We start from the raw sequence: 23,488 nt of genomic DNA, 5'->3' as shown, positions 1-23,488 counted from the left end.
TCAATTCCAGCAGCATACAAATGAATGTTAGGTATTAGGTGATGGGTTAGCTTGAACTACATGTGCCGGATTCTATCCGGGCAAGACTTTAGGTGCAGATATTGAAAACCGTTGGACTTGCGCCAAATCCGAATAAGAATGATGCCGTGCAGCTTGCCGCTGAGTTGGCGGACTGGCTTGCCCAGAAGAACGTACGCCCATTGATAACGGAAGATGTCGCCTCTGCTATGGGAAGGCCGCAGTATTCTGTAACAGAGGGCGAGGTGCTCGATGCAGACCTGCTGATGGTACTCGGCGGCGACGGGACCATGCTCAGGTGGAGCAGGCTTGCTGCTCCTCGCGGCACACTTATGATCGGCGTCAACTTCGGCCAATACGGCTTTATCACCGAAACGCATCCGGATGAAGCAAAGGCTGCACTCGAAAGGTTTCTTCGAGGCGATTACACCATAAGTGAAAGAGTAGTCCTTAACGCAATTGTAGTGCGCGATAATAAGCAGATCAGCTCATTTTATGCGCTCAATGATGTTGTGGTATCCAAAGGGCCATTCGCAAGAATGCTTGGGCTAAACACTTTCGTCGACAATCGGTTTATCGTTACATATACCGCCGACGGGATTATCATAGCAAGCCCCACCGGAAGCACTGCGTATTCGCTGTCGGCAGGCGGGCCGGTGGTACATCCCGATGTGGATGTGCTAATAATTACGCCAATTTGCCCTCACACTATGAATGCGCGCTCGTTGGTAGTGCCGGACACTGAGAGTGTGCAGATATCGCCTGAGTGCCGCGAAGACAAACCCGATATAATGGTCACAATTGACGGCCAACTCGGGCAGCACCTGATATGCGGCGACAAAGTGGAGATAGGCAAAGCCGGCTTTACGGCCAAACTGGTCCAACTGGAAGCCCAGAGCTTCTATTCCAAACTGCAGCGCAGACTGCACTGGGGTCAGAGGTTCAGTGGTGGATAAATCCAAGAATTCATTTATCAGTTCAGGTGCGTCAGGTCAATCCAATATTTCTGTTAATCACGATTTGGAATTTGCCGAAATTGCTGAGATGAGGTGCAATACTGTGTCATATTGTCCAAAGTGTCGATATGAATACAAGACTGGTATCAGTAAATGTCCTGACTGTGCTGTTACACTCGTTGATGAATTGCCAGAAAGGCTATAAGCATACTTGCCGATACCGGCAACCTCTGACTGTCAATCGATAATCGTCAACCTTTTTAAAAAACAATGCTAATCGAGCTCCATATTCAAAACTTTGCTCTGATAGATGACTTGAGGCTGGAAGTTGCGCCGGGGTTCAATGCGCTTACCGGTGAGACAGGCGCGGGCAAGTCGATTATAGTGGACGCGATGGGCGCCGCGCTTGGTGAACGCACCGGCAGTGAGGTCGTTCGGACAGGCACTGAAAAAGCCTTTGTGGAGGCTGTCTTTAGTGTATCGGACAACCCGGCTGCAATCAGTGCGGCGTCTGAGTACGGCTTTGAACCTGAAGACGGCCTGCTTATTTTGAGCCGTGAAATCGCTCAGGGAGGCAGGTCGCAGTGTCGTATAAACGGACGCCCCGCCACGGCTTCCGTGCTCAAAGACATTACTTCCCATCTGATCGATATCCACGGCCAGCATGAGCACCAGTCTCTTCTCTCAGTGCCTACCCATATTGATATTTATGACAACTGGTGCGGCGAGGATGCAATTAATCTTAAAGATCAGGCCCAGGAGATATTTGCTGAGCTGATGAATTTGTGCGGCGAACGTGATAGGCTGCGATCCGACGAGCGCGAAAGAGCGCGATTACTGGACCTCTACAATTTCCAGGCGCAGGAGATATCGGATGCAAATCTTCAGCATGGTGAGGATGAAGAGCTTCTCCTAGAAAGGAACAGGCTCGCCAACGCCGAAAAACTATACGCGGCGGCGTCCGAGATCCACGATGCGCTCAATGCGGACGGGGGGTGTATCGACTCATTAAGCGCCGCCGCAGGTTCGGCTGAGAAGATGGCTGTTATGGACCCCTCAATGAGCGGGTTTGTTGATAACCTCAACACTGCTCTTATCGCATCACAGGACGCGCTGATCCAGGTCAGGGACTATATGGAGAATGTTGAGGCCAACCCGGACCGGCTGGAACAGGTCGAGGAGAGGCTTGATTTGATCCGTGCCCTTAAGCGCAAATATGGAGACACGATAGAAGAAATCGTCAAATACGGCGATGAACTGTCCGGCAAGATAGACGAGCTTACAAATGCCGAGGAGCTGTCAACCTCACTGGCTGGACGTATAGAAGATTTCCAAAACAATCTGCGTGGTATCTGCGAAAGGCTTACTGCGCTCAGAAAAGCTGCTGCGCCGAGGTTTGAAAAAGCTGTCGAATCCGAACTGGCTGACCTTGCGATGGGTAAAACAAAGTTTGAAGTGAGCATGCTGCCGATCGATCCTGGACCGAAGGGCGCTGATGGGTTGGAGTTCATGATTTCGCCGAACCCGGGCGAGCCCATAAAACCATTGGCAAAGATAGTTTCAGGCGGCGAGATGTCAAGAATAATGCTCGCGTTGAAGTCGGTGACGGCAGGCGCGTCGGTACCCACTCTTGTATTCGATGAGATCGACACAGGCATTGGCGGTAGGACCGCGCAGGTCCTTGGCGACAAGATCGCGTCACTTGCAAAGAGCTGCCAGATACTGTGCGTCACACACCTGCCTCAGGTCGCCAGCAAGGCCGACAGGCACTTTTCGATCGATAAAATCGTATTAGATGGACGCAGTATGGTAAGAGTAACCACACTCGAAGAAGAAGAGAGGGTTGCTGAATTGGCACGGATGCTGGGCGGTGAAGAATCATCCGTGGCCGCTGCCCAACACGCCAGGGAGATGCTGTCACTTGCATATCAGAGGGACAATTAGGCTCGACAAACGCACAAAAGACCTCGCCAAACGGCTCAAACCGGGCGATATTGCGCTCATAAACCACGAGGATATTGACTCAACCGCTGCGCAGATGCTAGTAGAAGCAGGCGTTAAGGCCGTGATAAACGCCGCAAAATCATGCTCGGGCCATTACCCCAACCTCGGACCTCGTGTGCTTATAGACGCAGGGATTGCCCTTATCGACAATGTGGGTGAAGAACTTTTTAAGACCATTAATGAGGGCGAACAGATTGAGATCAGAGATGGAGCGATCTGCAGAGACGGTAATACTCTATCGCATGGCGAAGTTCTCACCAAAGAGAGAGTCGATACGCTCATAGAAGAGTCGAAAGCAAATCTGGGCGCTGTGCTCGAAGATTTCGCAAAGAACACTCTCACATATGTCACCAAAGAAAAGTCACTGCTGCTTGACCCCGCTACGCTGCCCGACGTAAAAACGGATATCAATAACCGTCATGTGCTTGTGGTCGTTCGGGGTGAAACATACAAGCAGGACCTCGCAATTATCAGGCACTATATCCGCGAAATGAAGCCCGTTCTGATCGGAGTCGACGGCGGCGCTGATGCCCTTCGTGAGATGGGCCTCAAGCCTGATATCATAATAGGAGACATGGACAGTGTCTCTGATGCAACGCTCAAATGCGGAGCCGAACTCATAGTTCACGCTTACACCAGCGGCAAAGCTCCGGGCCTGCCCCGCGTGCAGTCACTCGGGCTAGAACCTCATGTGTGTGCGATACCGGGCACGAGTGAAGACCTGGCGCTGCTGTTGGCGTATGAGAAGGGCGCCGAGTTGATAGTCGCCGTAGGCACTCACTCGCACCTGATCGACTTCCTGGACAAAGGCCGCAAAGGTATGTCGAGCACATTTCTTGTCAGGCTTAAAGTCGGAAACAGGTTAGTCGACGCAAAAGGTGTAAGTAAGTTATATCGGGCACAGCCCAGCGTTAAGTATGTCGGGATTCTGGCGCTGGCGGCACTGGTTGTAATGGCGACCGTTTTTGCGCTATCACCCACAATGCAAGAGCGGGTCCAGGCAATGGTAGACAACTTAAGGTCGCAGTTCTGGCAGTTTTATACAAAAACCCGCCCATGGGAGTGGAAAAGATAAAATGATAGATATACGCTATCACATATACAGTCTGGCCGCAGTTTTCTTCGCGCTGGCAGTCGGAATAGTCATTGGAACGTCTTTTGCAAAGAGGACTCCAATCACCGGCACGGAGCGCAGCACAATTACGCGCTATGAGAATTCCATGCGCCTGCTCAAACGTGAGATCGATATGGCCGCAGACGATGCCTCAAAAAAAGCTGAACTCGCCAAAAACTGTGAAGAGCTGTGCAGAGTGGTCCTGCCGACGGTCGTAAAGGACAGACTGGCCTGGAGAAATGTAGCGATAGTCCAGACCGGTGATTATGACGAACTCTCAGGCAATGTGAAACTTGCTCTGGAGATGGCTGGAGCGCGAGTAAACTCGGTCACTGATATCAACCGTTCATTTCCGTTTGACGATGATGCAAAGATCAGCGCAGCGTTGATAAACTGTGGTATAACCCCGCCTGGCGACCCAAAAGAAGCGAGAGATAAAATATTTTCCATGCTTGCAAACCTGCTTTATACCGGTGATTATCAGCATTTGCTCTCAAAGCTGGAAGACTCGGGCATTGCGAAGTTTACGGGTGAATATAACAGACACAACCGGTTTATTGTATTGGTCGGCGGCGCCGAATCACGGACCACTTTTAGCCCTCAGTACATTGATACTCAGTTGATTTCGCAGTTCGCGGCACCGGATGTCACCATAGTTGGGTGTGAGGGAACCAAATGCGAAGGCTCATATGTTCCGGTCTGGCATAAATCGGGAATCGCGACAGTCGACAATGTAGATTCGGCTATAGGCCAGATTGCATTGATCTGTGCGCTTAACGGCGAAAAGGCTCAGTTCGGTGTCAAAGACACAGCCGATAGACTCATCCCTCAAAGCCTGGAGAAGAAGTAATTGGCCGGAATAACAGTGCTCATACCTGCGTATAACGAGCAGGACACAATAGGCCAGACTGTGCAGGCGGCGCTCGGCATGCCCGGCGTAGATGAAGTGGTTGTAATCGACGACGGCTCTGAGGACGAAACACCTTTCGTTGCATATGATGCAGGCGCGCGCGTAATCCAGATGAACCGGAACCTCGGCAAAGGCGCGGCTATGAATCGCGGCACCGCTGAGACAGACTCCGATATTTTGCTGATAATCGATGCGGACCTGGGGCCAAGCGCGGCTGAGACATACAAACTGCTCGAACCGATTTTAGCCGACCAGGCGGACATGTCCATTGCAGTTATGAAAGCTCCACCGGGTCATAAGGGCGGGTTCGGATTTGTGTTGAAACTGGCGAGGTGGGGAATCAAGAAATACGGCGGAATGCTGGTGACAGCTCCCATCTCCGGCCAGAGAGCTATCAGGCGCAAACTGATTGAGGACATAGGCGGTTTCGAGAAGGGCTTCGGTGTCGAGACCGCTCTCACTATCGATGCTCTGAGAAAGGGCTACAAGATAGTAGAGGTTCCCCTGCCCTTGAATCACAGGGTGTCGGGACGCACCTTTAAGGGTTTTATGCATAGAGGTCAGCAGTTTATCGATATTACCAGGGCTCTTTGGAAAAGAAGACGACCGTAAATTTTGAATTCTGAGTTGTTGGAGCAGTTATGCGAGGATACACAACAAGCGATAAGATAAGATATTGGCTTTTTGAAGATAGAATACCGCTGACAAAGCTGATTATCATAGCGAATGCGGCGACTTTTATCGCGATCACCCTGTTTAAACTCGGTATATTTACATACCTGCTAGGATTCAACTCGGCAATAGCCCTGAAGATGCCATGGACATTTGTTACCTATCCCCTGGTGGCCGTCGGAGGGGACATTATCAGCCTGCTCTTTGGAGCATACTGGTTGTGGGTTGCCGGAGGCAGCCTGGAGAGGTCATGGGACACCGGCCGGTATGCGCTGTACTTTTTCCTAATGTGCGCAATAACAGCATGCGGACTTTGGATAGGCTATGTCCTATTGAACATACAAATCTCGCTTATCGGCTTATGGCTTCCGCTGGCGGGTGTCACAATTGCATGGGCAATGATGAACCCCGAACAGCAGATATTGTTCTTCTTTATCATCCCTATGAAGCTCAAGTACCTGGCGCTGCTTGATGTCGTGCTTGTGCTGATATCCTATGGTCAGGTTAACTTGCTCTTGGGCCTGTTTGCTTTGCTGGGCTGCGCTTTTTCATATTGGTATATCCTGCCTCACGACTTCGGCGTGCGGACCAGGCAAGACAGGGGTCAGGTCGTGCGTGTCCACAGGCGCCAAAGCATAATGCATAAGTTAAACCCATTCGGATGGATCAAAGAGAAGCGCGACAAAGACCGCCTGCGCAAGCTCTTTGATGATTCGTATGGTGATGATGACACGAGGAACCGGTAGCGCGCTTTGAACCATATCATTCCTGCAATTTTAGGGCTGTTCGCCATACTATGGTACGCTGCTGTCTTCAGCCTTGCTCCCAAAGTCGGACTTGTAAAACTCAATTATAAAAAGACCCCGATCATGGCCTCGTACGGAATAGTATCGTTCGTTTATATGGCGGCCGTAATGATAGGCCTCGCCCAAATGCATTACGTCCACATGAAGAGCGTTTGGACCTATCTTGCACCTATGGGCGCGATGTGGGCGCTTGGGATAATCGATGACATATGGGGCACGCGCGAAGTCGGCGGGTTTAAGGGTCACTTCAAACGGCTTCTCTTTGAACGCAGGCTCACCACGGGGGCAGTCAAGGCAATCGGCGGCGGAATCGTAGGGATAGCGGCCGGCTGGTATATCTCCGGCGGCGCTCCGCTGAAGTGGGTTCTAGCAGCCATACTGGTCCCTCTGGCATCGAACATTCTCAACCTGTTTGATCTGCGCCCGGGCAGGGCTGTGGCTGTATTTTTTGTCGGATTAGGTGTAATATGTATTGCAGTGGGTGGCCACATTGCGGACCCCTGGCTTGTGGGAGCCGTAGTCGCCGTCACACTAATGTTTTCGGTCATCGATTCTAAAGGCAAGGCAATGATGGGCGATTCGGGGTCAAACACCCTCGGCGCGGCTTTGGGGCTGATAATGGTCCAAAGCACCGGACCCGTTTTTCAGGCCTGCGCTATTGTCATTATTATTGCAATACATCTTTACTCAGAAAAGCATTCTATGTCGGCGCTGATCGAGCGCAATAGCGTGCTTAGATTTATCGACCGTAGATTGGGGGTGCGCTGATTGGCAGGCACAATCAAGATCGACCGCGAAAGATGCAAGGGCTGTGAGCTGTGCGTTCACTTCTGTCCTAACGGCTGCATCACGATGGAGGATTCATTCAACCACAAGGGTTACCGTCCATCGTGTTTTATCAAAAAGGACGAGTGCACAGGCTGCGCCATATGTGCGCGCATGTGCCCGGATGTCGCGATCGAGGTATGGAGATAACTTATGGCGACAAAGAAATTGACTAAGGGCAACGCTGCCCTGTGTTACGGAGCGATAGCAGCAGGATGCAAAGCATTCTTTGGCTACCCGATCACTCCACAAAATGAAGTTCCCGAGTATATGTCCGAACTTATGCCCGCAAATGGCGGAGTATTTATACAGGCCGAAAGTGAAGTCTCGGCCATCAACATGGTCTACGGCGCGGCATGCGCCGGCAAGAGAGCTATGACTTCATCCTCAAGCCCGGGAGTCAGCCTCAAACAGGAAGGAATCTCCTATATAGCCGCATGTGAGCTGCCGTGCGTTATTGTCAATGTTCAACGCGGTGGACCGGGTCTGGGAAACACACTTCCCGGCCAGGCGGACTATTTCCAAGCAACAAAGGGCGGCGGGCACGGAGACTATAAGCTGCTGGTTCTAGCTCCATGGAGCGTGCAGGAGTGCTATGAGTTCATGCCGCTTGCATTCGACTTGGCGGATAAATATCGCAACCCGGCAATGATCCTTATGGACGCCATCATCGGCCAGATGCTCGAACCGTTGGATATGCATGATAACTTCGATATAGTCGAGTATCCGAAGCCATGGGCCACAAACGGCGCCAGAGGACGCGCTCATAATATCATCAACTCTCTCTGGATCGACCCTGAGGTGCTGGAAGGCCTTAACCAGCGCATTCAGGCAAAATATGCTGCCGCGCAGATGCATGAGGTCAGGTTCAAGGAATATCAGACCGAAGATGCCGAGCTTGTAATGGTTGCATACGGCTGCCCTGCGCGCATTTGCCGAAGCGTGGTCGACATGGCGCGCGACGAAGGAATGAAAGTCGGGCTGCTGCGCCCTATCACTCTCTTCCCGTTCCCTACCCTGCAGATCGCCGATCTCGCCAAAGACGGCAAGCGATTCCTGGTGGTCGAGATGAACTGCGGTCAGATGGTAGAGGATGTAAGGCTGGCTGTGAACGGAGCGTCCGAGGTAGAGTTCTATGGACGCAGCGGCGGAGCTGTCCCGACGCCGACCGAGATACTAAACGAAGTGCGCGCAAGGTTCGGCAAGCCGCCTGTAGTATCGCACTATTCGAGCAGGAAGGAGACAGCCAACTGATGCAAAAGGTATTTGAACGACCAAAAGGACTTACGGATGCTGAGTTCTCTTACTGTGCTGGATGTCTCCACAGCACGACCCATCGCCTTATAGCCGAGGTCATGGACGAACTTGATATCATTCACCAAACCGTCGGAGTATGTCCCGTCGGCTGTGCGGTTTTCATGTATGAATATATGTCGTGCGATATTATTGAGGCCTCTCATGGCAGAGCGCCATCTGTTGCGACGGGTGTAAAGCGGATGCTGCCGGACAGAGTCGTATGGTCATATCAGGGTGACGGCGACCTGGCATCTATAGGCACCGCTGAGATCGTCCATGCGGCAGGCAGAGGCGAGAATATATCGGTTATCTTTATCAACAACACTACATACGGTATGACAGGCGGGCAGATGGCTCCGACCACACTGATCGGCCAGAAGACGACTACCTGCCCGACCGGTAGAGACCCGCATGTGAACGGCTACCCAATACGTGTATGTGAGATGCTGGCGACTTTGGACGGACCGTCTTATATCGAAAGAGTCGCGCCTACAAGCCCGGCGGGTCTTGTCAAGACAAAAAAGGCGATCAAACACGCATTTCAGAATCAGATCGACGGCAAAGGCTTCTCTCTGGTGGAAGTGCTCAGCAACTGCCCCACAAACTGGAGAATGACACCTATCGAATCATTTAAGTGGATCGATGAGAAAATGAGTGAAGTCTTTCCTGTCGGAGTATTTGTAGATAGATAATTAGAGCTGGAATTAATTTATCACGAAAACACGAAAAGACGAAATCACGAAATTTATTTTCGTGTTTCCTTTCTTTCGTGATTTCGTGTGAAGAATTCCATTTGTCTTGCATTGGATACACACGGAGAAATATATGCATCAGGAAGTTAGAATAGCGGGCATTGGCGGCCAGGGAATTATGTTGATAGGTCAACTCCTGGCATACGCGACAGTGCTTGAAGATAGAAATGTGGTGTGGTTTCCGTCATATGGTCCCGAGACCAGAGGCGGATCGGCTGAGTGCACGGTTATAATGTCGACTGACGAAATCGGTTCGCCGGTCTCATCATCGCCGCACACTCTCATAGCGCTGACCCAGGATATGCTTGATAAATTCGCTCCGTCTGTTCGGCGAGAAGGGTTGATAGTAGTCAACACATCCCTTGCCGAAAAACCAGGCTATCGTGATGACTGCGATATAGTCGGAATCGACGCTGGCAACATTGCAGAAGAACTCGGCAGCTCAAAGGCTGCAAATATGGTGATGCTTGGAGCTTATGCGCAGCTTGTCAAACCGGTTTCGCTGGAATCCATAGCAAAATCCATGGCCCAGGCGCTGCCCAAGCGTAACCATAAGTTCATACCTTTGAACACAGCCGCGCTTGAAAAAGGCGCACAAATTATCGACGCAACTATGCGTTGACACAGGCTCCCACATGCTGTTAAAATATCTTTAGGTGAAACACGCTTATGCCATCGATAAGACCAACTAATTTCGTCGGCGGCTCCAGGGCGCACTCGCTGCGAGTCCTGGAAGACGGCTTGTGCGTGCGTGAACACTATCAACATTGGCTGTACGGCATTAATAATAAAAGCCCACGCTGACTTCGTGTCAGGCGTGGGCTTTTTTATTGGGAGAGATCGGTATTATGAATCATGAGGTCCTCGTCCTAAACAGCGACTACGAGCCGCTCAATATCTGCAACATCAGGCGGGCGATATCGCTTGTGTTTCTCGGCAAAGTCGATGTGCTCCATGAAAGTCCAAGAGAATTGCACACGATAAGCACCGCATATGTGGCGCCTTCGGTCGTCAGGCTCAGAAACCATGTCAGACGGCCGATGCCGCAGATCAAGCTCTCCAGACGCAGCATCCTCGCGAGGGATCACTATACCTGCCAGTATTGCGGGCATAAGGGCAGCGATCTGACGGTGGACCACGTGATTCCGCGCAGACTAGGAGGCCAAAATACTTGGGACAACCTTGTGGCATGCTGCAAGAAGTGCAACACAAAGAAAGGCGATAAGACCCTCTCGCAGCTAAATTATACTCTCAATCAGCAGCCCAAAAAGCCGAAGTATGTGCCGTTCATAAGCCTGACCAAGTTCATGGCGGGCGCAAACAATGAGGTTTGGAGAGATTATCTGCCCGTATTTGACCACCCGTCAAACACTCAGACGACTGAAAGAGAGACTGTGCCGACCGCAGCAGGATAAGAAGTGTGATGTATGGTGGAGTGGTAGCGGAGGTCGGGCTCGAACCGACGACGCCCCGGGTATGAGCCGGGTCCTCTAACCAACTGAGGTACTCCGCCACGCAGGAATATTTTACCAGGGAAAGCCGTTATTAGTCAATAGGCGCAACTTGCCAAAAATGTTCCGTATGCTGCATGGAACGGCTTTATTGATTCAACGCGGTCAAGAGTTACCGCAACATGTCCAATCCACGATCAACGAATAGACGATACACGATTACGAACCTCAAAGCCACTTGATCCGTCTGAACCACCACAGCATTCCCAATGTTATGGCAATCATCAGGATCGTGATGTTACGAAATGCGTTCGGCGCGTGAAGCCACGGCAGATGCGTGAAGTTCATGCCATAGAAGCCGGTGATGAATGAGAGCGTCATCAGGATCGTAGCGGCGACTGTCAGCGCCATCATCACCTGGTTGAGACGGTTCGAGACAGTGGATAGATATATATCCAAACTCCCGCTCAATATCTCACGTATGGTATCCAACATATCGAAAATACGTATCATCCGGTTGTATACATCCTGAAAGTATACCTGGTTCTCACCCTCGATAAATGAAAAGTCTCGTCTGGCCAGCTCACTAAAGATATCCCTCTGCGGACCAAGCAGCCTCCGAAGCTCAAATGCATTTCTCTTTAGCCCAAAGAGCCTGTGCAGCGATTTTTTGGTCGCATTGTTGAGCATTTGAGACTCTATCTCATCCGCCTGATTGTCCAGGTTCTCTACAATTGGAAAATAGCTCTCTACCAAATCCTCCGCAAGCAGATACACGCCGTACATCGGTCCGCGCGAGCAAAGCCCCGGCGTATCCTGATACTCTTTAATCGCATTGTTTACGGCGTCGCTGGTCTTCTCTTTCGATGCGGTAATGATAAACTTGCCGCCTACAAATAAATGCATTTCACCCGGCTTTATGCCATGGTTTTTATGATTGCGCGGGCTGATAAGGGTCATGTTGACGTAGAAATGGTCTTCGAACTCATACAAATGCGGCCTGCGGTATCCATCCAGGCACGACTCAATAGCTAACTGGTGCAGACCGAACTTGCCTGCGATATCTTCGATTTCATTCTTGTCAAACTCGCTTATATCGACCCACAGCAGAGCGCAATCACCGCTGACCAGTGAGCGCCAGTCATCAAGAGGCACATCCTGCTTGAACTTGCCTTCAGTGAATAGATATGTTTTGATCATCGCCCATCTCCCAAGAATAACAAATAGCAGATAGCCAAGAGCGCGGAACTCTATTGCCCAGAGCTCACTCGTAGGATCGCTAAGATTTCTTCCACTGTCTCCTCAACCGATAGTTGCGTCGTATCAATTACCGGATTTCTCAAATTCTCATATAGATGACGTGTTTGCAAACCCCTTTGTATTCTCTCGTCATTTCTTCCGTCTTGAATCATCCGCCATACATTCTCTTCTTCGCTGCAAACAAGTGTAATCGGCAATAGGTGAAACGATATATCCTGAAGATTGCTGATTACATTGTCGAAGATACGTTTCCTTGGCCCATGAAGGCCATAACTAAAGATAACATAGTCCACAAGACTGCACTGGAGATAGTTTCTCAGCAGCGTTGACATATTGTCTTCAGTCATCGCTGCAATCTCCGGCGTTAAGTCAAACGGATTAATACACCTGCACCATTCACTCTCAAGCCAGCTCGTATGAGGCAGCCGCCTTAATAACGCCGCACAGACTGTGGACTTTCCGACACCGTTGGGTCCATTTATAAAGATTATTGTTTTCATCAGTTAGATATGCTACATGTTCGAGCCGCTGAGACTACGTCTGCAGTTGTTTCATTCGCATTCTGCTTTTCTACTTTCAGCTTTCAACTCTCCACCCTCCAGAAGTCTCAGAGCATCGAGATAGGGTCTACATCCACACTAATTTGCCTGCGCAGAGCAGGACTAGACTCGAATGTCGCATTCAACAGATCGAGCATCTTTTGACGGTCTGCCGAACGCAGCACCATGTGCCAGCGATACTCACCGCGCAACTTAGAGAGCACCGCCTGCTGAGGCCCCAGTATCCTGATTCCCATTCGCTCAGCCATCTTGCCTGACTTGATCGCAGCGAGGAGCCGTTCTAGTCTCACCTTGGCTTCATTGTCATCCTTATCACGAGAGAGAATATTGACTAATGAGCCGAATGGCGGGTAACCCAGTTCGCGCCTGTTTTCCAGTTCTATCTCATAAAAAGCAGTGTAATCGTGCGTGACTGCACACTTGATGGCATATTGCTCCGGGTCAAATGTCTGGATCACGACCTCACCGGGCCGCTTTCCCCTGCCCGACCTGCCCGCCACCTGCGAGACGAGCTGATATGTGCGCTCGGACGCCCTGAAATCAGGCAGATTGAGAGATGTGTCCGCACTTATCACACCGACCAGAGTCACGTTCGGGAAGTCCAGACCTTTTGCGATCATCTGAGTGCCGACGAGTATATCAGCCTCACCTGCCCTGAACGTGGCTAGAATCGAGCCGTGCGCGCCCTTGCGCGCAGTTGTGTCACGGTCCATCCTGAGCACGCGAGCGCCGGGAAAAGTCTTCTTGACCTCTTCTTCAACGCGTTCCGTTCCTATCCCGAACCGACCAATCCTGATGCTTTCACACTTCGGGCACTTATCCGGCGCGGGCATCTCAAAATCGCAGTGGTGACAACTAAGCTTCTTAGCAGCCGCATGAAACTTTAGAGAGACCGCGCAGTTTGGGCATCGCTCCACGTATCCGCAGTCACGGCACAGTAGAAAAGTCGAATATGCGCGCCTGTTCTGAAAGAGCATCACCTGCTCACCGCGAGCCAAACGTTCTTTTATAGCTTCTTCAAGACGGGTGCTGAATATTGTGAGCTTGCCCTTGGAATACTCCTCGCGCAGATCGGCGATATGGACCGTGGGCATCGGGCGGTTCTCTATTCGGCTGGGCATCGTAAGGAGCCTGTAGTGCTCATTTCGTGCGAGGGTGAATGTCTCTATGCTCGGCGTCGCACTGCCCAAAACAAGCGCAGCTCCGGCCTGGTTGGCGCGGCGTATGGCAACGTCACGACCGTTATAACGCGGAGGATTGTCCTGCTTATAGCTTGGCTCATGCTCCTCGTCTACTATCACCAGTCCAAGGTCAGTAAGCGGTGCAAAGACAGCAGACCTTGCGCCCAGCACAACCCGCGCCTCGCCTGATTCGATGCGCGCCCATTCATCGAACCTCTCACCAGCGGATAGCGCACTGTGCAGCACAGCCACCCGGTCGCCGAACCGGCTCTTGAATATGTTCATAACCTGCGTGGTGAGAGCTATCTCAGGAAGCAAGACCAGACTGGTGCGGTTCATAGCCAGCACGCGCTCAATGCACCGCAGATAGACCTCTGTCTTACCGCTCGCGGTAACTCCAAATAGCAAAAACGGGTTGAATGTAGATGAGTCGATTGCGCGAGTGATCTCATCGACGGCAGCCTTCTGCTCCTCGCTAAGATTGACACGCACCTGCTCGACTTTGGAGAATGCGGGCGCGCGCCGAAAAGTCATCTCTGTACGTTCCAGGCAGCCTTTCTTCTCAAGAGCAGCAACTACAGCCGCCGACGCGCCGTATCTCTGCGTAAGCTCGGCTACTGATATATCACGGTCCAGTCCCTTTATAAGTTCCAGCAGCTCTGACTGCTTCTTCGTCAGGCTGATATCCGACTCTCCACTCTCCACTCTCAACTTTCCACTAACTCTCACTCCGCGCATAACACGCGGCTTGCCTGTAGGAGCGATAAGGCGCCACTCTCGCTTGATTGCGCCCTTGGATTCGAGCTGTCTGAGCAGTCGTTGGACTGAAGATTTATCATCGTCATTGTAGAGGCTCTCGACTGTGGGTTCATCGCCCATTGTCTCAATCTTCTGCATCAGGCGCGTTTCGGAGGGAGTAAGATGCGGATGAGTCTGGGACGATGCGGTTAAAATAACCTTCGCCTGAGCTTTATACTGCATCCCGCCGGGAAGCATTGCGCTTACGACCCTGGGCAGCGAACATATATACTGCTCGGATATCCACCGCGCAAGGTCGAGCATATCAGATGAAAGATGAACAGGGCCGTCTATCTCTGCTATGATCGGGCGTGTCTTCTCAACATCAGAAGTCCGTTCCAATCCTATTATATAGCCAATGGCCTGACGAGAGCCTATCGGCGCCAGCACACATGAGCCGACACCGACAGTATTCATCAGGCCATCAGGTATCTCATAGGTCAGTGAATCGAGCGGGCTGGATGCCCCTGTGTCCACCAAAACCCTTGCATACAACTAGATACCGGCTTCTTTCTTCAATAGATCGACCATGTCGGTCTCTTCCCACGGCACGTCGAGGTCCGTGCGGCCAAAGTGGCCGTAAGCTGCCGTCTGCTTATAAATAGGCCGTCTGAGGTTGAGCCTGTCGATGATCCCGCGAGGCGTAAGATCGAAGTATTTTAGGATAAGATCAGCAATCTTGTCCTCAGGTATGGCATTCGTCCGCCATGTGTCGACCATGATCCCCATCGGCTCAGCCTTACCAATTGCGTAGGCAACCTGGACTTCGCACTTCTTGGCAAGCCCCGCAGCAACCACATTCTTTGCCACATAGCGCATCATATAGGCTGCCGAACGGTCAACCTTGGTCGGGTCCTTGCCGGAGAAAGCGCCGCCACCGTGCTTTGCCATGCCGCCGTAGGTGTCAACAATGATCTTGCGACCTGTAAGGCCCGTATCGCCCTGCGGTCCGCCAACGGAGAAGACACCGGTCGGATTTACGAAAAACTCGATCTTGTCATCGATCATCTCAGGCGGCAGGATCGGTTTGATTACATGCTCGATCATGTCCGCTCGGATTGTGCTCTGAGGAATATTCGGCTGGTGCTGAGTAGAAACGACGACCTTGTCGATGCGGACCGGCCTGCCGCCCTCATACTGCACGGTCACCTGAGTCTTGCCGTCCGGGCGAAGGTAGCCGATCTGGCCGTCCTTGCGGACAGCAGTGAGCCTCCGCGCCATTTTGTGGGCAAGCATAATCGGCATAGGCATAAGCTCGGGAGTCTCGTCACAGGCAAATCCGAACATCATGCCCTGGTCTCCCGCGCCGCCTGTATCGACACCCATCGCGATGTCCGGTGACTGAGACTGAATAGCCGTCAGCACGCCGCAAGTCTCGAAGTCGAACCCGTATTTCGCCCGTGAGTAACCGATCTGCTCGATCGTTCGGCGTACAATTCCTGGAATATCGACATATGCGCGAGTTGTGATCTCACCCGCGACCAACACCATACCTGTTGTAAGTAGAGCCTCACACGCAACTCTGCCCATAGGATCCTGTTCCATGATCGCATCAAGCACGGCATCTGAAATCTGATCGGCCATTTTGTCCGGATGTCCCTCGGTGACCGATTCCGAGGTGAACATGTGCGCTTGAGAACTCAATGTAATTCCTCCAAGAAATGATTTTTTACATAATCGAGAATCGCATTCGCGACTTCCCGTTTCGACATTCTGGGCCATGACACTTTATCACCGGTTCGTGAGTATAACGTGACCTGGTTCGTATCACTTCCGAACACGTCACTGCCCGGCGAAACATCATTTGCCACGATCAAATCCAAGTTTTTGCGTTCCAGTTTGCCCCTGGCATGCTCTTCAATGTTCTCTGTCTCGGCGGCAAAGCCCACAAGTATCATCCTGCCCTTCTTGTGCCCGACTTCCTCGAGGATATCATCCGCTTTATCCAGCTCAAGAGTCCATTTTGCCGACTTTTTTACTTTCTGTTCGTGGACCTGAGCCGGCGTGAAGTCAGCAGGAGCGGCTGCCGATACCATGACATTGATTTCTTGTAAACGCGTCACCACAGCATCGTGCATTTCGTGCACAGTGGTTACACTTACCATCTCGACTCCATCCGGCACGAGCAGATCGGTAGGACCACTGACCAGGGTCACGTTAGCGCCTCGCTTCGCCGCCATCTCGGCAATCGCGTAGCCCATCTTCCCCGAGGAACGGTTTGTAATGAACCTGACGGGGTCAATAGGTTCCTGAGTCGGTCCGGCAGTCACCATGAGATTGACCATCGAGTAGTCCCTCCTGCCGCCTGTAAGAACCTCTTCCACTCGCCGCACGATCTTATCCGGGTCGACCAAGCGCCCAATGCCTTCGTCACCGCATGCGAGCATGCCTTCTTCGGGTTCCATAACGATGTATTCATACTGCCGCAGACGGTCGATATTGGCAACCACAATCGGGTTCGTATACATATTCACGTTCATCGCAGGGGCGATTATAACCGGACACCTGACCGCAAGAGCCATTGTGGAAAGCATATCGTCTGCAATACCATTGGCCATCTTGCCTATGATGTTTGCCGTAGCAGGCGCTATCAGCAGCAAGTCAGCGCCTACGGTGAGTGAGACGTGTTTGATCTCGGGTTTGTCAGGCTCATCAAACAGACCGCATAAAACAGGGTTTTTGGTCAGCGACCAGAATGTAGGCGCACCGATAAGATTCTTTGCATGCTCGGTCATTACTACATGCACATCAGCGCCGCATTGGACGAGCGCGCTCGCAAGGTATGCAGACTTATATGCAGCTATGCCGCCAGTCACTCCAAGGATTATCTTTTTGCCGGCAAGCGGGGCTTTATGTCCGTTATTGTTTGATTCTGCAGTGTTCTGCAATGATTACCGCCTTCAACTCCTGAGCCGTCTTAGCCAGAGAGTCATTTTCGATAATATATTCATAATGCGGGATCTGATCAAGTTCCCTGCGCGCATTTAACAGACGTTTTGTAAGGTCGTTTTCAGATTCGGTAAGCCGGCCTCGAAGCCTTTTCTCCAACTCTTCAATAGATGGCGGGGTAAGGAAAATCATCACCGCAGAGGGCATTTGTTTTTTTACTGCGAGGCCGCCCTGAACATCTATCTTGAGGATAACATCCACACCCTCGGCAAGCCGCTGCTCAACCCATTTGCGAGGAGTGCCGTACAGATTGCCGTGAACATTTGCATACTCCAAAAAATCGCCCGTATCGGCGCGGCGGCGAAACTCATTGACAGATATAAAAGTGTAGTCTATGCCGTCGACTTCGCTCTCTCTTGGCTCACGTGTGGTGGTAGTCACACACCGGCTGAAGTTGGAGTAAATTTCGGCCAGCTCAAGCAATACGGCGTCTTTTCCTACACCCGACGGGCCGGAGAGCACTATCAACAGCCCCTCTTTCCGTATATGCCTCTCCCAAGACCGCATCATACTCCTCGCGCCAATACCTCATCATAATTTAACAGAGTATAGCACGGCGGCTGCAAGGTGTCAACGCACGCAAGAGTATCGGTCAGCCCAAATCTTCTGCAAATTTGCAAAAACAGCTCATGCATATGATACAATGAGTTATATGTATTGATTGATGATAATTCGAGATATTATTGGTATGATTATCAGACTGATACAGTCGTGGTAAATAAAAAATGACACCGGAGGTGATATAGAAAGCCATTTTGCTATGGTTCGGAAAAGGAGCTTGCGTTCGGCAAGCCTAATACATTGGTGGTGCGCGTATTTTCGGCGAGGTATAAACCACCAGTTTACATTACAAAGTCAGACAATAAGTCGGAATTGGAGAAGTGAGAAATGAGAGTATTTCCATTCATCACGGCGGCTTTGTTTCTTACAGCGGCTGCCGTGCAGGCAAGCGCGGATATCGAACTTGTCAAGGACGGCAGGACAAAGTACTGCATCGTTTTGGCCAAGGACGCATCGCCATCCGAACACTGGGCGGCAAGTGAACTCAAGCTCTTTATGAGGCAGATGTCGGGAGTTGTGCTGTCTTATGCGCCGGACGGTGAGAACGTCCCCGAGAAAGCGATTTTGCTCGGCAACTGCGAGGCGCTGAAGTCTCTTGGCGTCAACATCGATTTCAATGACCTTGGTGATGAGGGATTTATAATCAAGACAGTCGGCGACCGAATTGTAATTGCAGGTGGCAAACTTCGCGGCACTATGTATGGCGTTCATAGCTTTCTTGAATCGCTCGGGTGCAGATTTCTTACCAACACCGTGAACAAAGTGCCGAAGAAATCCGACATAACCCTCGGCAATATCGATACAAAAGAAAAACCGGCTTTTGAATATCGTGAGGTGCTCATCAGAGAAGCGATGCAGCCCGATTACGCAGCGCGCAACCGCTGCAACAGCAATTCTGCCGGTCTCGATGCTAAGCGCGGCTTGGGTGTGTTCTATTATCCGTTCGTGCATTCGTTTTATCAACTCGTGCCGGGGGAGATTTATTGGGACACTCACCCGGAATATTACTCGATGGTCAAGGGCGAGCGTGTGAAGCAGCCTACGCAGCTTTGTATGTCGAACCCTGAAGTGGTCAAGATCGCAACTCAGACAGTCCTCGACTGGATGCGTGATCATCCTGAGGCTAAGATTTACTCAGTATCGCAAAATGACTGCCAGAACAGGTGTGAATGCCCTGCGTGCAAAGCTATCGAAGAGGAAGAAGGCAGTCCGTCAGGTCTGCTGCTTAGATTTGTGAATGCGATCGCCGCCGAGACCGCCAAGGTCTACCCCGACAAGTTGGTCGACACATTGGCATATATGTGGACTGAAAAACCGTGCAAGATCACCAAACCCCTGCCTAATGTTCGGGTAAGGCTCTGCCCGATATATTGCTGTGAGGCACATCCATACGAAACTTGTGACTTCAAGTCCAATGTGGACTATATGGACAACCTCAAGGCATGGTCGCAGATCACGAATAATTTGTACATCTGGCATTACAACACCGATTTCTCGCACTATCTGATGCCTTTCCCGGACTACCGACAGCTCATGGACACAGCCAAGCTCTACAAAAAATATGGCGTCAAAGGTATTTTCTGGGAGGGCAATTATAACGGCGGCATTTCTGAATTGGGCGAACTGCGCTCCTATCTGCTTGCCAAGATATCATGGAACCCTGATATAGACGGTGACGCAGTCATGAGAGAGTTTTGCGATGATTATTACGGCAAGTCCGGCAAATATATCTATGAGTACATCCAGACTCTTGAGGACAAGGTGACCAACGACAATATACACATGCGGATTTGGTCTGACCCCAATTCTCAATATGTATCGCCGGATATCATTGCCAAGCTCGACACGATAATGAATAGCGCTATTGCTGTTGCAGATTCTCCAGATATCTTATACAGAGTTAAGCAGGCGTGCCTGCCTCTCAAGTATGTAAAGCTTATGCAGCCGATCATGCGCAAAGAGATCAAAGGTAACAAAACCGAGTATGAGAAAAAAGTTGATGAGTTCATCGAAGAGTGCAGTTCTTTCGGTGTAACAAGGATCAACGAATGGAGACCGAATGATAAGTGGGTTGCTGATACCAAAGCTTTGATTAACAAACAATAGCAGTTGCATTTTCGTATCCCTCCAGGTATCATAATCACGCTTGGAGGGATACAAACTGAGAGCTAAGAGCATTAAATACTGCTCACATGGAGGGATGCATTGTTACCGGAACTGCTGATAATAGGTTTGATTATAGCTTGGCTTTCAGGCGGCAAACTGGACAGACTTGCCGATCTACGGATTCGATGCGGTTGGGTGCTGATTCTGGCTGTAGCGCTGAGCTTTACTTCATGGGCATTTCGATTCTCCCCCACACTCAAGGAAATGCACTGGCTCGCGGGAATAGTCCAGATGGCAGAGAAGTTCGCATTTTTAGGCTTTGTGTTGGCTAATTTGCGGATAGCTGGAGCAAGGCTGGTCATCGTGGGTATGGTAACCAACCTCCTGGCTCTGAGTGTCAACGGCGGACTGATGCCTGCTTCTGCACGCGCAGTCGCATTTGTCTTCGGCAAGAAAGCCGCAACCATGCCCATTCATAACTCCTTGATGGACGCAGGCACAAGGCTGGCCTTCTTGTGCGATATCATACCTATGCGATGGCCTTACGCGCTGCTGCCTGAAATCTGCAGCATAGGCGATATATTGATAACACTCGGGATCGTCGTGGCGATAATAGTAGGAATGCGCGCGCCATCTCCAAAAGAGACCAAGACGCCTGCCGAGGCATAGATTGAGTGTCAGATCTGTTCGAGACAATTGGCGCACGCTGTTACCTCTCGCGTGCATTCTGATATTGGCGGCTGCGCTGAGGCTGGTCGGTCTCAGATGGGGTCTGCCGAACGAACTGCACTCTTACTCATACCACCCCGACGAATTCCTGATCCTGGGTGCAGCGTTTTTTGTATATCTAAACCGTTCACTGGACACGAAGCTCTATAATTACCCCTCTCTCTATATATATCTATGCACTATTGCAATTGCGGTTACGATCGCATACGGACTGTCAAACAGCCCTGACGGAGTTTATCTATCAGCCCGTGCAATAACCGTTACCATGGCTGTCGGCGCTGTGGCTGCCACATACTGGGCAGGCCGTGAGTTTTTCGGCAAGGCGCAGGGCCTGCTGGCAGCGCTTATAATTTCTGTTGCGCCTCTGCATGTTCAGCACTCTCACTTTGCCACGGTAGATGTCCCCAGTACATTATTTATAGCGCTATCACTAGGATACGCCGCTCTGGTCTACAAGCGCGGCAACTGGCGTGATTATATATGGGCCGGTATTATGACCGGTCTTGCCGCAGGGACCAAGTATAACGCCGTAATAGTGGTTTTCTCTGTAATCACAGCCCATTTCCTTCGCGCAAAGTTAAACCGGTCATCAATTCTTTCGGGCAAGCTCTGGGCATCTTTGGGATGTGTTATTGCTACATTTCTAATTTCGACACCCGGCTGTATTTTGCATACAAACGAGTTCATTCATGGCCTGACCTATGAGATGAAGCACGTGAGCAGCGGACATGGGCTGGTTTTCGCCGGGACGGGCAATGGGTTTATATACACGTTTACCAATTCTCTCATCTCCGGCCTCGGGCCGCCATTGGCACTGGCTTTTCTGATTGCAATAATTGCGGCGATAGCAAAGCGCGATAAGCAGGCATTGATAGTACTTGCCTTCGCGGTCCCGTATTATGCACTTATCTCGCTCTCTCAAGTCAGGTTCGCTCGATACACTCTGCCTATGTACCCTGCGATTGCTATATTGTGCGGATGGCTGATGTGCCGATGGTGGGATGGTCTGAAGGGAAATCCACTGCTGAATGTCGGCCGATGGATATGTGGAGCATTCTGCGTTGGCGCTATATTTTATGCTCTACTCTTCAGTACGCTTCTCGATATACTATTTGTATTACCGACCCCGCAAGATTGTGCAGCGAGATGGATATTTAATCATGTGCCCAAACAATCGAGTATCGGCATGATTGACATGCCATGGTTTTATAGCCCGCCTCTAACTAAAGACTTCGGCTTCGGCACTCTGCCGCAGCGGGAAGCAGCAATCACCAAAACGCCGTATAATATCGTTGTATTCTCCGGCTATAACAAGCCGGGCGAATGGTATTCTCAGAGCGCACCTGATTGGGTAATTGTCTCAGAATATGAGACGCGCGACGCCTTACGCCTGCGCAACAATAAGAATCTCACCAAGGATCAAATGGCACAGGTCGAGAGCACACTTGCCGATCTTAAGATGATTAAGGACCACTATGCCATGCGTGCAGCTTATGGCGGAATGTGGGATGGTTTGGAACTTTATACAGAAAACCTCCCGCACGACATGCGCTATGTGAGCCCCGAGATCACGATATACGAGCGTAAGAAATGATTGATTTTCACATTCAAAGGTTTCTGGACTATATCGCAGTAGAACGGGGTTTGTCAGCCAATACGGTGGCATCATATGGGCGTGATCTGTCTCAGTTCGCATCATTCCTTCAAAAGCGGAATATAACAGAGCCCGGCAAAATAGATAACAACTGCATGGTAGCTTTTCTCGACCTGCTGAGTAAAGAAAAATACGCCTCTACCAGCACTGCACGCAAAGTGTCGTCTATCCGGGGCTTTATTAAGTATCTTTGTGCAGAACGCATTATAGAGAAGAGTCCGCTCCGTGCGTTCGATACACACAGGCCTCCTCGCCGTCTTCCAAAATTTCTAGACGTGGATGAACTGACCCGCCTGCTTGATTCGCCCGATATACATGATGATCTGGGTCTGCGCGATAAAGCGATGTTCGAGACTCTATACGCCAGCGGCCTGCGCGTATCCGAGCTTATTTCTCTTAAAGCAGAGGATGTAAACCCGCGGATGGGTTTTCTCAAGTGTCTGGGAAAGGGCAACAAGGAACGTGTCGTCCCGATAGGCGAGATTGCGGGCGAGTATATCGGCGCTTATGTCGACCGCGTGCGCGGCAGGCTTGCCGGCATAAATCGATCAGAATATCTATTTCTGTCTATTCAGGGCAGACCTATGTCGCGCGTTATGTTCTGGAAGATCATCAAGAAATATGCCGCGAAGGCGGGTATTACCAAGTCTATAACGCCTCACATGCTCAGGCATTCATTCGCTACTCATCTGATCGAACGTGGAGCTGATCTACGCAGTGTCCAGGAGATGCTCGGCCATGCCAGTATTGCGACTACACAGGTCTACACTCATGTAACTCGCGATCACCTGCGTGAGGTGTATAAAGAGACACACCCGCGAGCGTGAAAATACAATATTTTGAGTTGGAAGTGAAATGGCTGACTCTGATCTTCAGTGAGGTTAAT

21 protein-coding genes and 1 tRNA gene are annotated in these 23,488 nt (G+C 51.0%); 16 read left to right on the top strand and 6 right to left on the bottom strand.

Going from position 1 to position 23,488, the window contains the following annotated elements:
* Window positions 1-101 precede the first annotated feature (101 nt).
* The 12 genes from ABFD83_12690 (at window position 102) to ABFD83_12635 (ending at window position 10,768) form a co-directional block, all read left to right on the top strand.
* On the top strand, window positions 102-974 hold the full coding sequence (locus ABFD83_12690) for an NAD(+)/NADH kinase (GenBank protein ID MEN6357926.1): 873 nt from the start codon (window positions 102-104) through the stop codon (window positions 972-974).
* 270 nt (window positions 975-1,244) lie between these two features.
* Complete coding sequence (gene recN, locus ABFD83_12685) at window positions 1,245-2,918, top strand: DNA repair protein RecN (protein MEN6357925.1); 1,674 nt, start codon at window positions 1,245-1,247, stop codon at window positions 2,916-2,918.
* Window positions 2,896-4,053 carry a putative cytokinetic ring protein SteA gene (gene steA, locus ABFD83_12680; GenBank protein ID MEN6357924.1) on the top strand — a complete coding sequence of 386 codons (1,158 nt, stop codon included), beginning with the start codon at window positions 2,896-2,898 and terminating at the stop codon, window positions 4,051-4,053. The genes recN and steA overlap by 23 nt, the downstream gene beginning before the upstream one ends.
* A gap of 1 nt (window position 4,054) precedes the next feature.
* Window positions 4,055-4,942 (top strand): copper transporter, encoded by an 888-nt coding sequence (locus tag ABFD83_12675; GenBank protein ID MEN6357923.1) that lies wholly within the window; start codon window positions 4,055-4,057, stop codon window positions 4,940-4,942.
* Window positions 4,943-5,614: a glycosyltransferase gene (locus ABFD83_12670; protein MEN6357922.1), complete on the top strand. Its 672-nt coding sequence runs from the start codon at window positions 4,943-4,945 to the stop codon at window positions 5,612-5,614.
* Between the two features lie 29 nt (window positions 5,615-5,643).
* Entirely contained in the window at window positions 5,644-6,420 is a 777-nt protein-coding gene (locus ABFD83_12665; GenBank protein MEN6357921.1) for a rhomboid family intramembrane serine protease, read from the top strand.
* Window positions 6,421-6,426: 6 nt separating this feature from the next.
* Window positions 6,427-7,248 (top strand): hypothetical protein, encoded by an 822-nt coding sequence (locus ABFD83_12660; GenBank protein MEN6357920.1) that lies wholly within the window; start codon window positions 6,427-6,429, stop codon window positions 7,246-7,248.
* The gene (locus tag ABFD83_12655) at window positions 7,249-7,455 is read left to right on the top strand and encodes a ferredoxin family protein (GenBank protein ID MEN6357919.1); all 207 of its coding nucleotides are present in this window, start codon (window positions 7,249-7,251) and stop codon (window positions 7,453-7,455) included.
* A 3-nt stretch (window positions 7,456-7,458) separates the two neighbouring features.
* Window positions 7,459-8,559 (top strand): 3-methyl-2-oxobutanoate dehydrogenase subunit VorB, encoded by a 1,101-nt coding sequence (locus ABFD83_12650; GenBank protein ID MEN6357918.1) that lies wholly within the window; start codon window positions 7,459-7,461, stop codon window positions 8,557-8,559.
* Window positions 8,559-9,293: a thiamine pyrophosphate-dependent enzyme gene (locus ABFD83_12645; protein MEN6357917.1), complete on the top strand. Its 735-nt coding sequence runs from the start codon at window positions 8,559-8,561 to the stop codon at window positions 9,291-9,293. The genes ABFD83_12650 and ABFD83_12645 overlap by 1 nt, the downstream gene beginning before the upstream one ends.
* Window positions 9,294-9,426: 133 nt before the next feature.
* On the top strand, window positions 9,427-9,975 hold the full coding sequence (locus tag ABFD83_12640) for a 2-oxoacid:acceptor oxidoreductase family protein (protein MEN6357916.1): 549 nt from the start codon (window positions 9,427-9,429) through the stop codon (window positions 9,973-9,975).
* A 226-nt stretch (window positions 9,976-10,201) separates the two neighbouring features.
* A complete protein-coding gene (locus tag ABFD83_12635; protein MEN6357915.1) occupies window positions 10,202-10,768 on the top strand; it encodes an HNH endonuclease in 567 nt (188 codons plus the stop codon).
* Window positions 10,769-10,789: 21 nt separating this feature from the next.
* Here ABFD83_12635 and ABFD83_12630 read toward each other — a convergent pair.
* The 6 genes from ABFD83_12630 to gmk all read right to left on the bottom strand — a co-directional run bounded on the left by ABFD83_12630 (window position 10,790) and on the right by gmk (window position 18,014).
* A tRNA-Met gene (locus tag ABFD83_12630) sits at window positions 10,790-10,866 on the bottom strand.
* A 166-nt stretch (window positions 10,867-11,032) separates the two neighbouring features.
* Window positions 11,033-12,004 carry a magnesium/cobalt transporter CorA gene (corA, locus tag ABFD83_12625; GenBank protein ID MEN6357914.1) on the bottom strand — a complete coding sequence of 324 codons (972 nt, stop codon included), beginning with the start codon at window positions 12,002-12,004 and terminating at the stop codon, window positions 11,033-11,035.
* Window positions 12,005-12,671: 667 nt separating this feature from the next.
* A complete protein-coding gene (priA, locus tag ABFD83_12620; GenBank protein ID MEN6357913.1) occupies window positions 12,672-15,083 on the bottom strand; it encodes a primosomal protein N' in 2,412 nt (803 codons plus the stop codon).
* Window positions 15,084-15,098: 15 nt separating this feature from the next.
* Complete coding sequence (gene metK / locus ABFD83_12615; GenBank protein ID MEN6357912.1) at window positions 15,099-16,229, bottom strand: methionine adenosyltransferase; 1,131 nt, start codon at window positions 16,227-16,229, stop codon at window positions 15,099-15,101.
* Between the two features lie 14 nt (window positions 16,230-16,243).
* On the bottom strand, window positions 16,244-17,491 hold the full coding sequence (gene coaBC, locus ABFD83_12610; protein ID MEN6357911.1) for a bifunctional phosphopantothenoylcysteine decarboxylase/phosphopantothenate--cysteine ligase CoaBC: 1,248 nt from the start codon (window positions 17,489-17,491) through the stop codon (window positions 16,244-16,246).
* Window positions 17,463-18,014 (bottom strand): guanylate kinase, encoded by a 552-nt coding sequence (gene gmk, locus ABFD83_12605; protein ID MEN6357910.1) that lies wholly within the window; start codon window positions 18,012-18,014, stop codon window positions 17,463-17,465. The genes coaBC and gmk overlap by 29 nt, the downstream gene beginning before the upstream one ends.
* Window positions 18,015-18,440: 426 nt before the next feature.
* Here gmk and ABFD83_12600 point away from each other — a divergent pair, with 426 nt between their 5' ends.
* From ABFD83_12600 to xerD, 4 genes are all read left to right on the top strand, one after another.
* Window positions 18,441-20,219 carry a DUF4838 domain-containing protein gene (locus ABFD83_12600; GenBank protein ID MEN6357909.1) on the top strand — a complete coding sequence of 593 codons (1,779 nt, stop codon included), beginning with the start codon at window positions 18,441-18,443 and terminating at the stop codon, window positions 20,217-20,219.
* 99 nt (window positions 20,220-20,318) lie between these two features.
* Window positions 20,319-20,888 carry a DUF5317 family protein gene (locus ABFD83_12595; protein MEN6357908.1) on the top strand — a complete coding sequence of 190 codons (570 nt, stop codon included), beginning with the start codon at window positions 20,319-20,321 and terminating at the stop codon, window positions 20,886-20,888.
* Between the two features lies 1 nt (window position 20,889).
* Window positions 20,890-22,542 carry a glycosyltransferase family 39 protein gene (locus tag ABFD83_12590; protein MEN6357907.1) on the top strand — a complete coding sequence of 551 codons (1,653 nt, stop codon included), beginning with the start codon at window positions 20,890-20,892 and terminating at the stop codon, window positions 22,540-22,542.
* Window positions 22,542-23,429, top strand: coding sequence for a site-specific tyrosine recombinase XerD (gene xerD / locus ABFD83_12585; protein MEN6357906.1), 888 nt, complete (start codon window positions 22,542-22,544; stop codon window positions 23,427-23,429). The genes ABFD83_12590 and xerD overlap by 1 nt, the downstream gene beginning before the upstream one ends.
* The last annotated feature ends 59 nt before the right edge of the window (window positions 23,430-23,488 follow it).

The organism is Armatimonadota bacterium, assembly GCA_039679645.1.
GTDB lineage: Bacteria > Armatimonadota > UBA5829 > UBA5829 > UBA5829 > UBA5829.
This window is presented reverse-complemented; position numbering and strand designations above follow the sequence as displayed.

What these genes read in the sequence shown, in the direction of transcription:
- recN (MEN6357925.1), top strand. Translation starts at nt 1,245, where the DNA reads ATGCTAATCGAGCTCCATATTCAAAACTTTGCTCTGATAGATGACTTG.
- ABFD83_12675 (MEN6357923.1), top strand. Translation starts at nt 4,055, where the DNA reads ATGATAGATATACGCTATCACATATACAGTCTGGCCGCAGTTTTCTTC.
- ABFD83_12665 (MEN6357921.1), top strand. Translation starts at nt 5,644, where the DNA reads ATGCGAGGATACACAACAAGCGATAAGATAAGATATTGGCTTTTTGAA.
- ABFD83_12650 (MEN6357918.1), top strand. Translation starts at nt 7,459, where the DNA reads ATGGCGACAAAGAAATTGACTAAGGGCAACGCTGCCCTGTGTTACGGA.
- ABFD83_12645 (MEN6357917.1), top strand. Translation starts at nt 8,559, where the DNA reads ATGCAAAAGGTATTTGAACGACCAAAAGGACTTACGGATGCTGAGTTC.
- ABFD83_12640 (MEN6357916.1), top strand. Translation starts at nt 9,427, where the DNA reads ATGCATCAGGAAGTTAGAATAGCGGGCATTGGCGGCCAGGGAATTATG.
- ABFD83_12635 (MEN6357915.1), top strand. Translation starts at nt 10,202, where the DNA reads ATGAATCATGAGGTCCTCGTCCTAAACAGCGACTACGAGCCGCTCAAT.
- corA (MEN6357914.1), bottom strand. Translation starts at nt 12,004, where the DNA reads ATGATCAAAACATATCTATTCACTGAAGGCAAGTTCAAGCAGGATGTG.
- metK (MEN6357912.1), bottom strand. Translation starts at nt 16,229, where the DNA reads ATGTTCACCTCGGAATCGGTCACCGAGGGACATCCGGACAAAATGGCC.
- ABFD83_12600 (MEN6357909.1), top strand. Translation starts at nt 18,441, where the DNA reads ATGAGAGTATTTCCATTCATCACGGCGGCTTTGTTTCTTACAGCGGCT.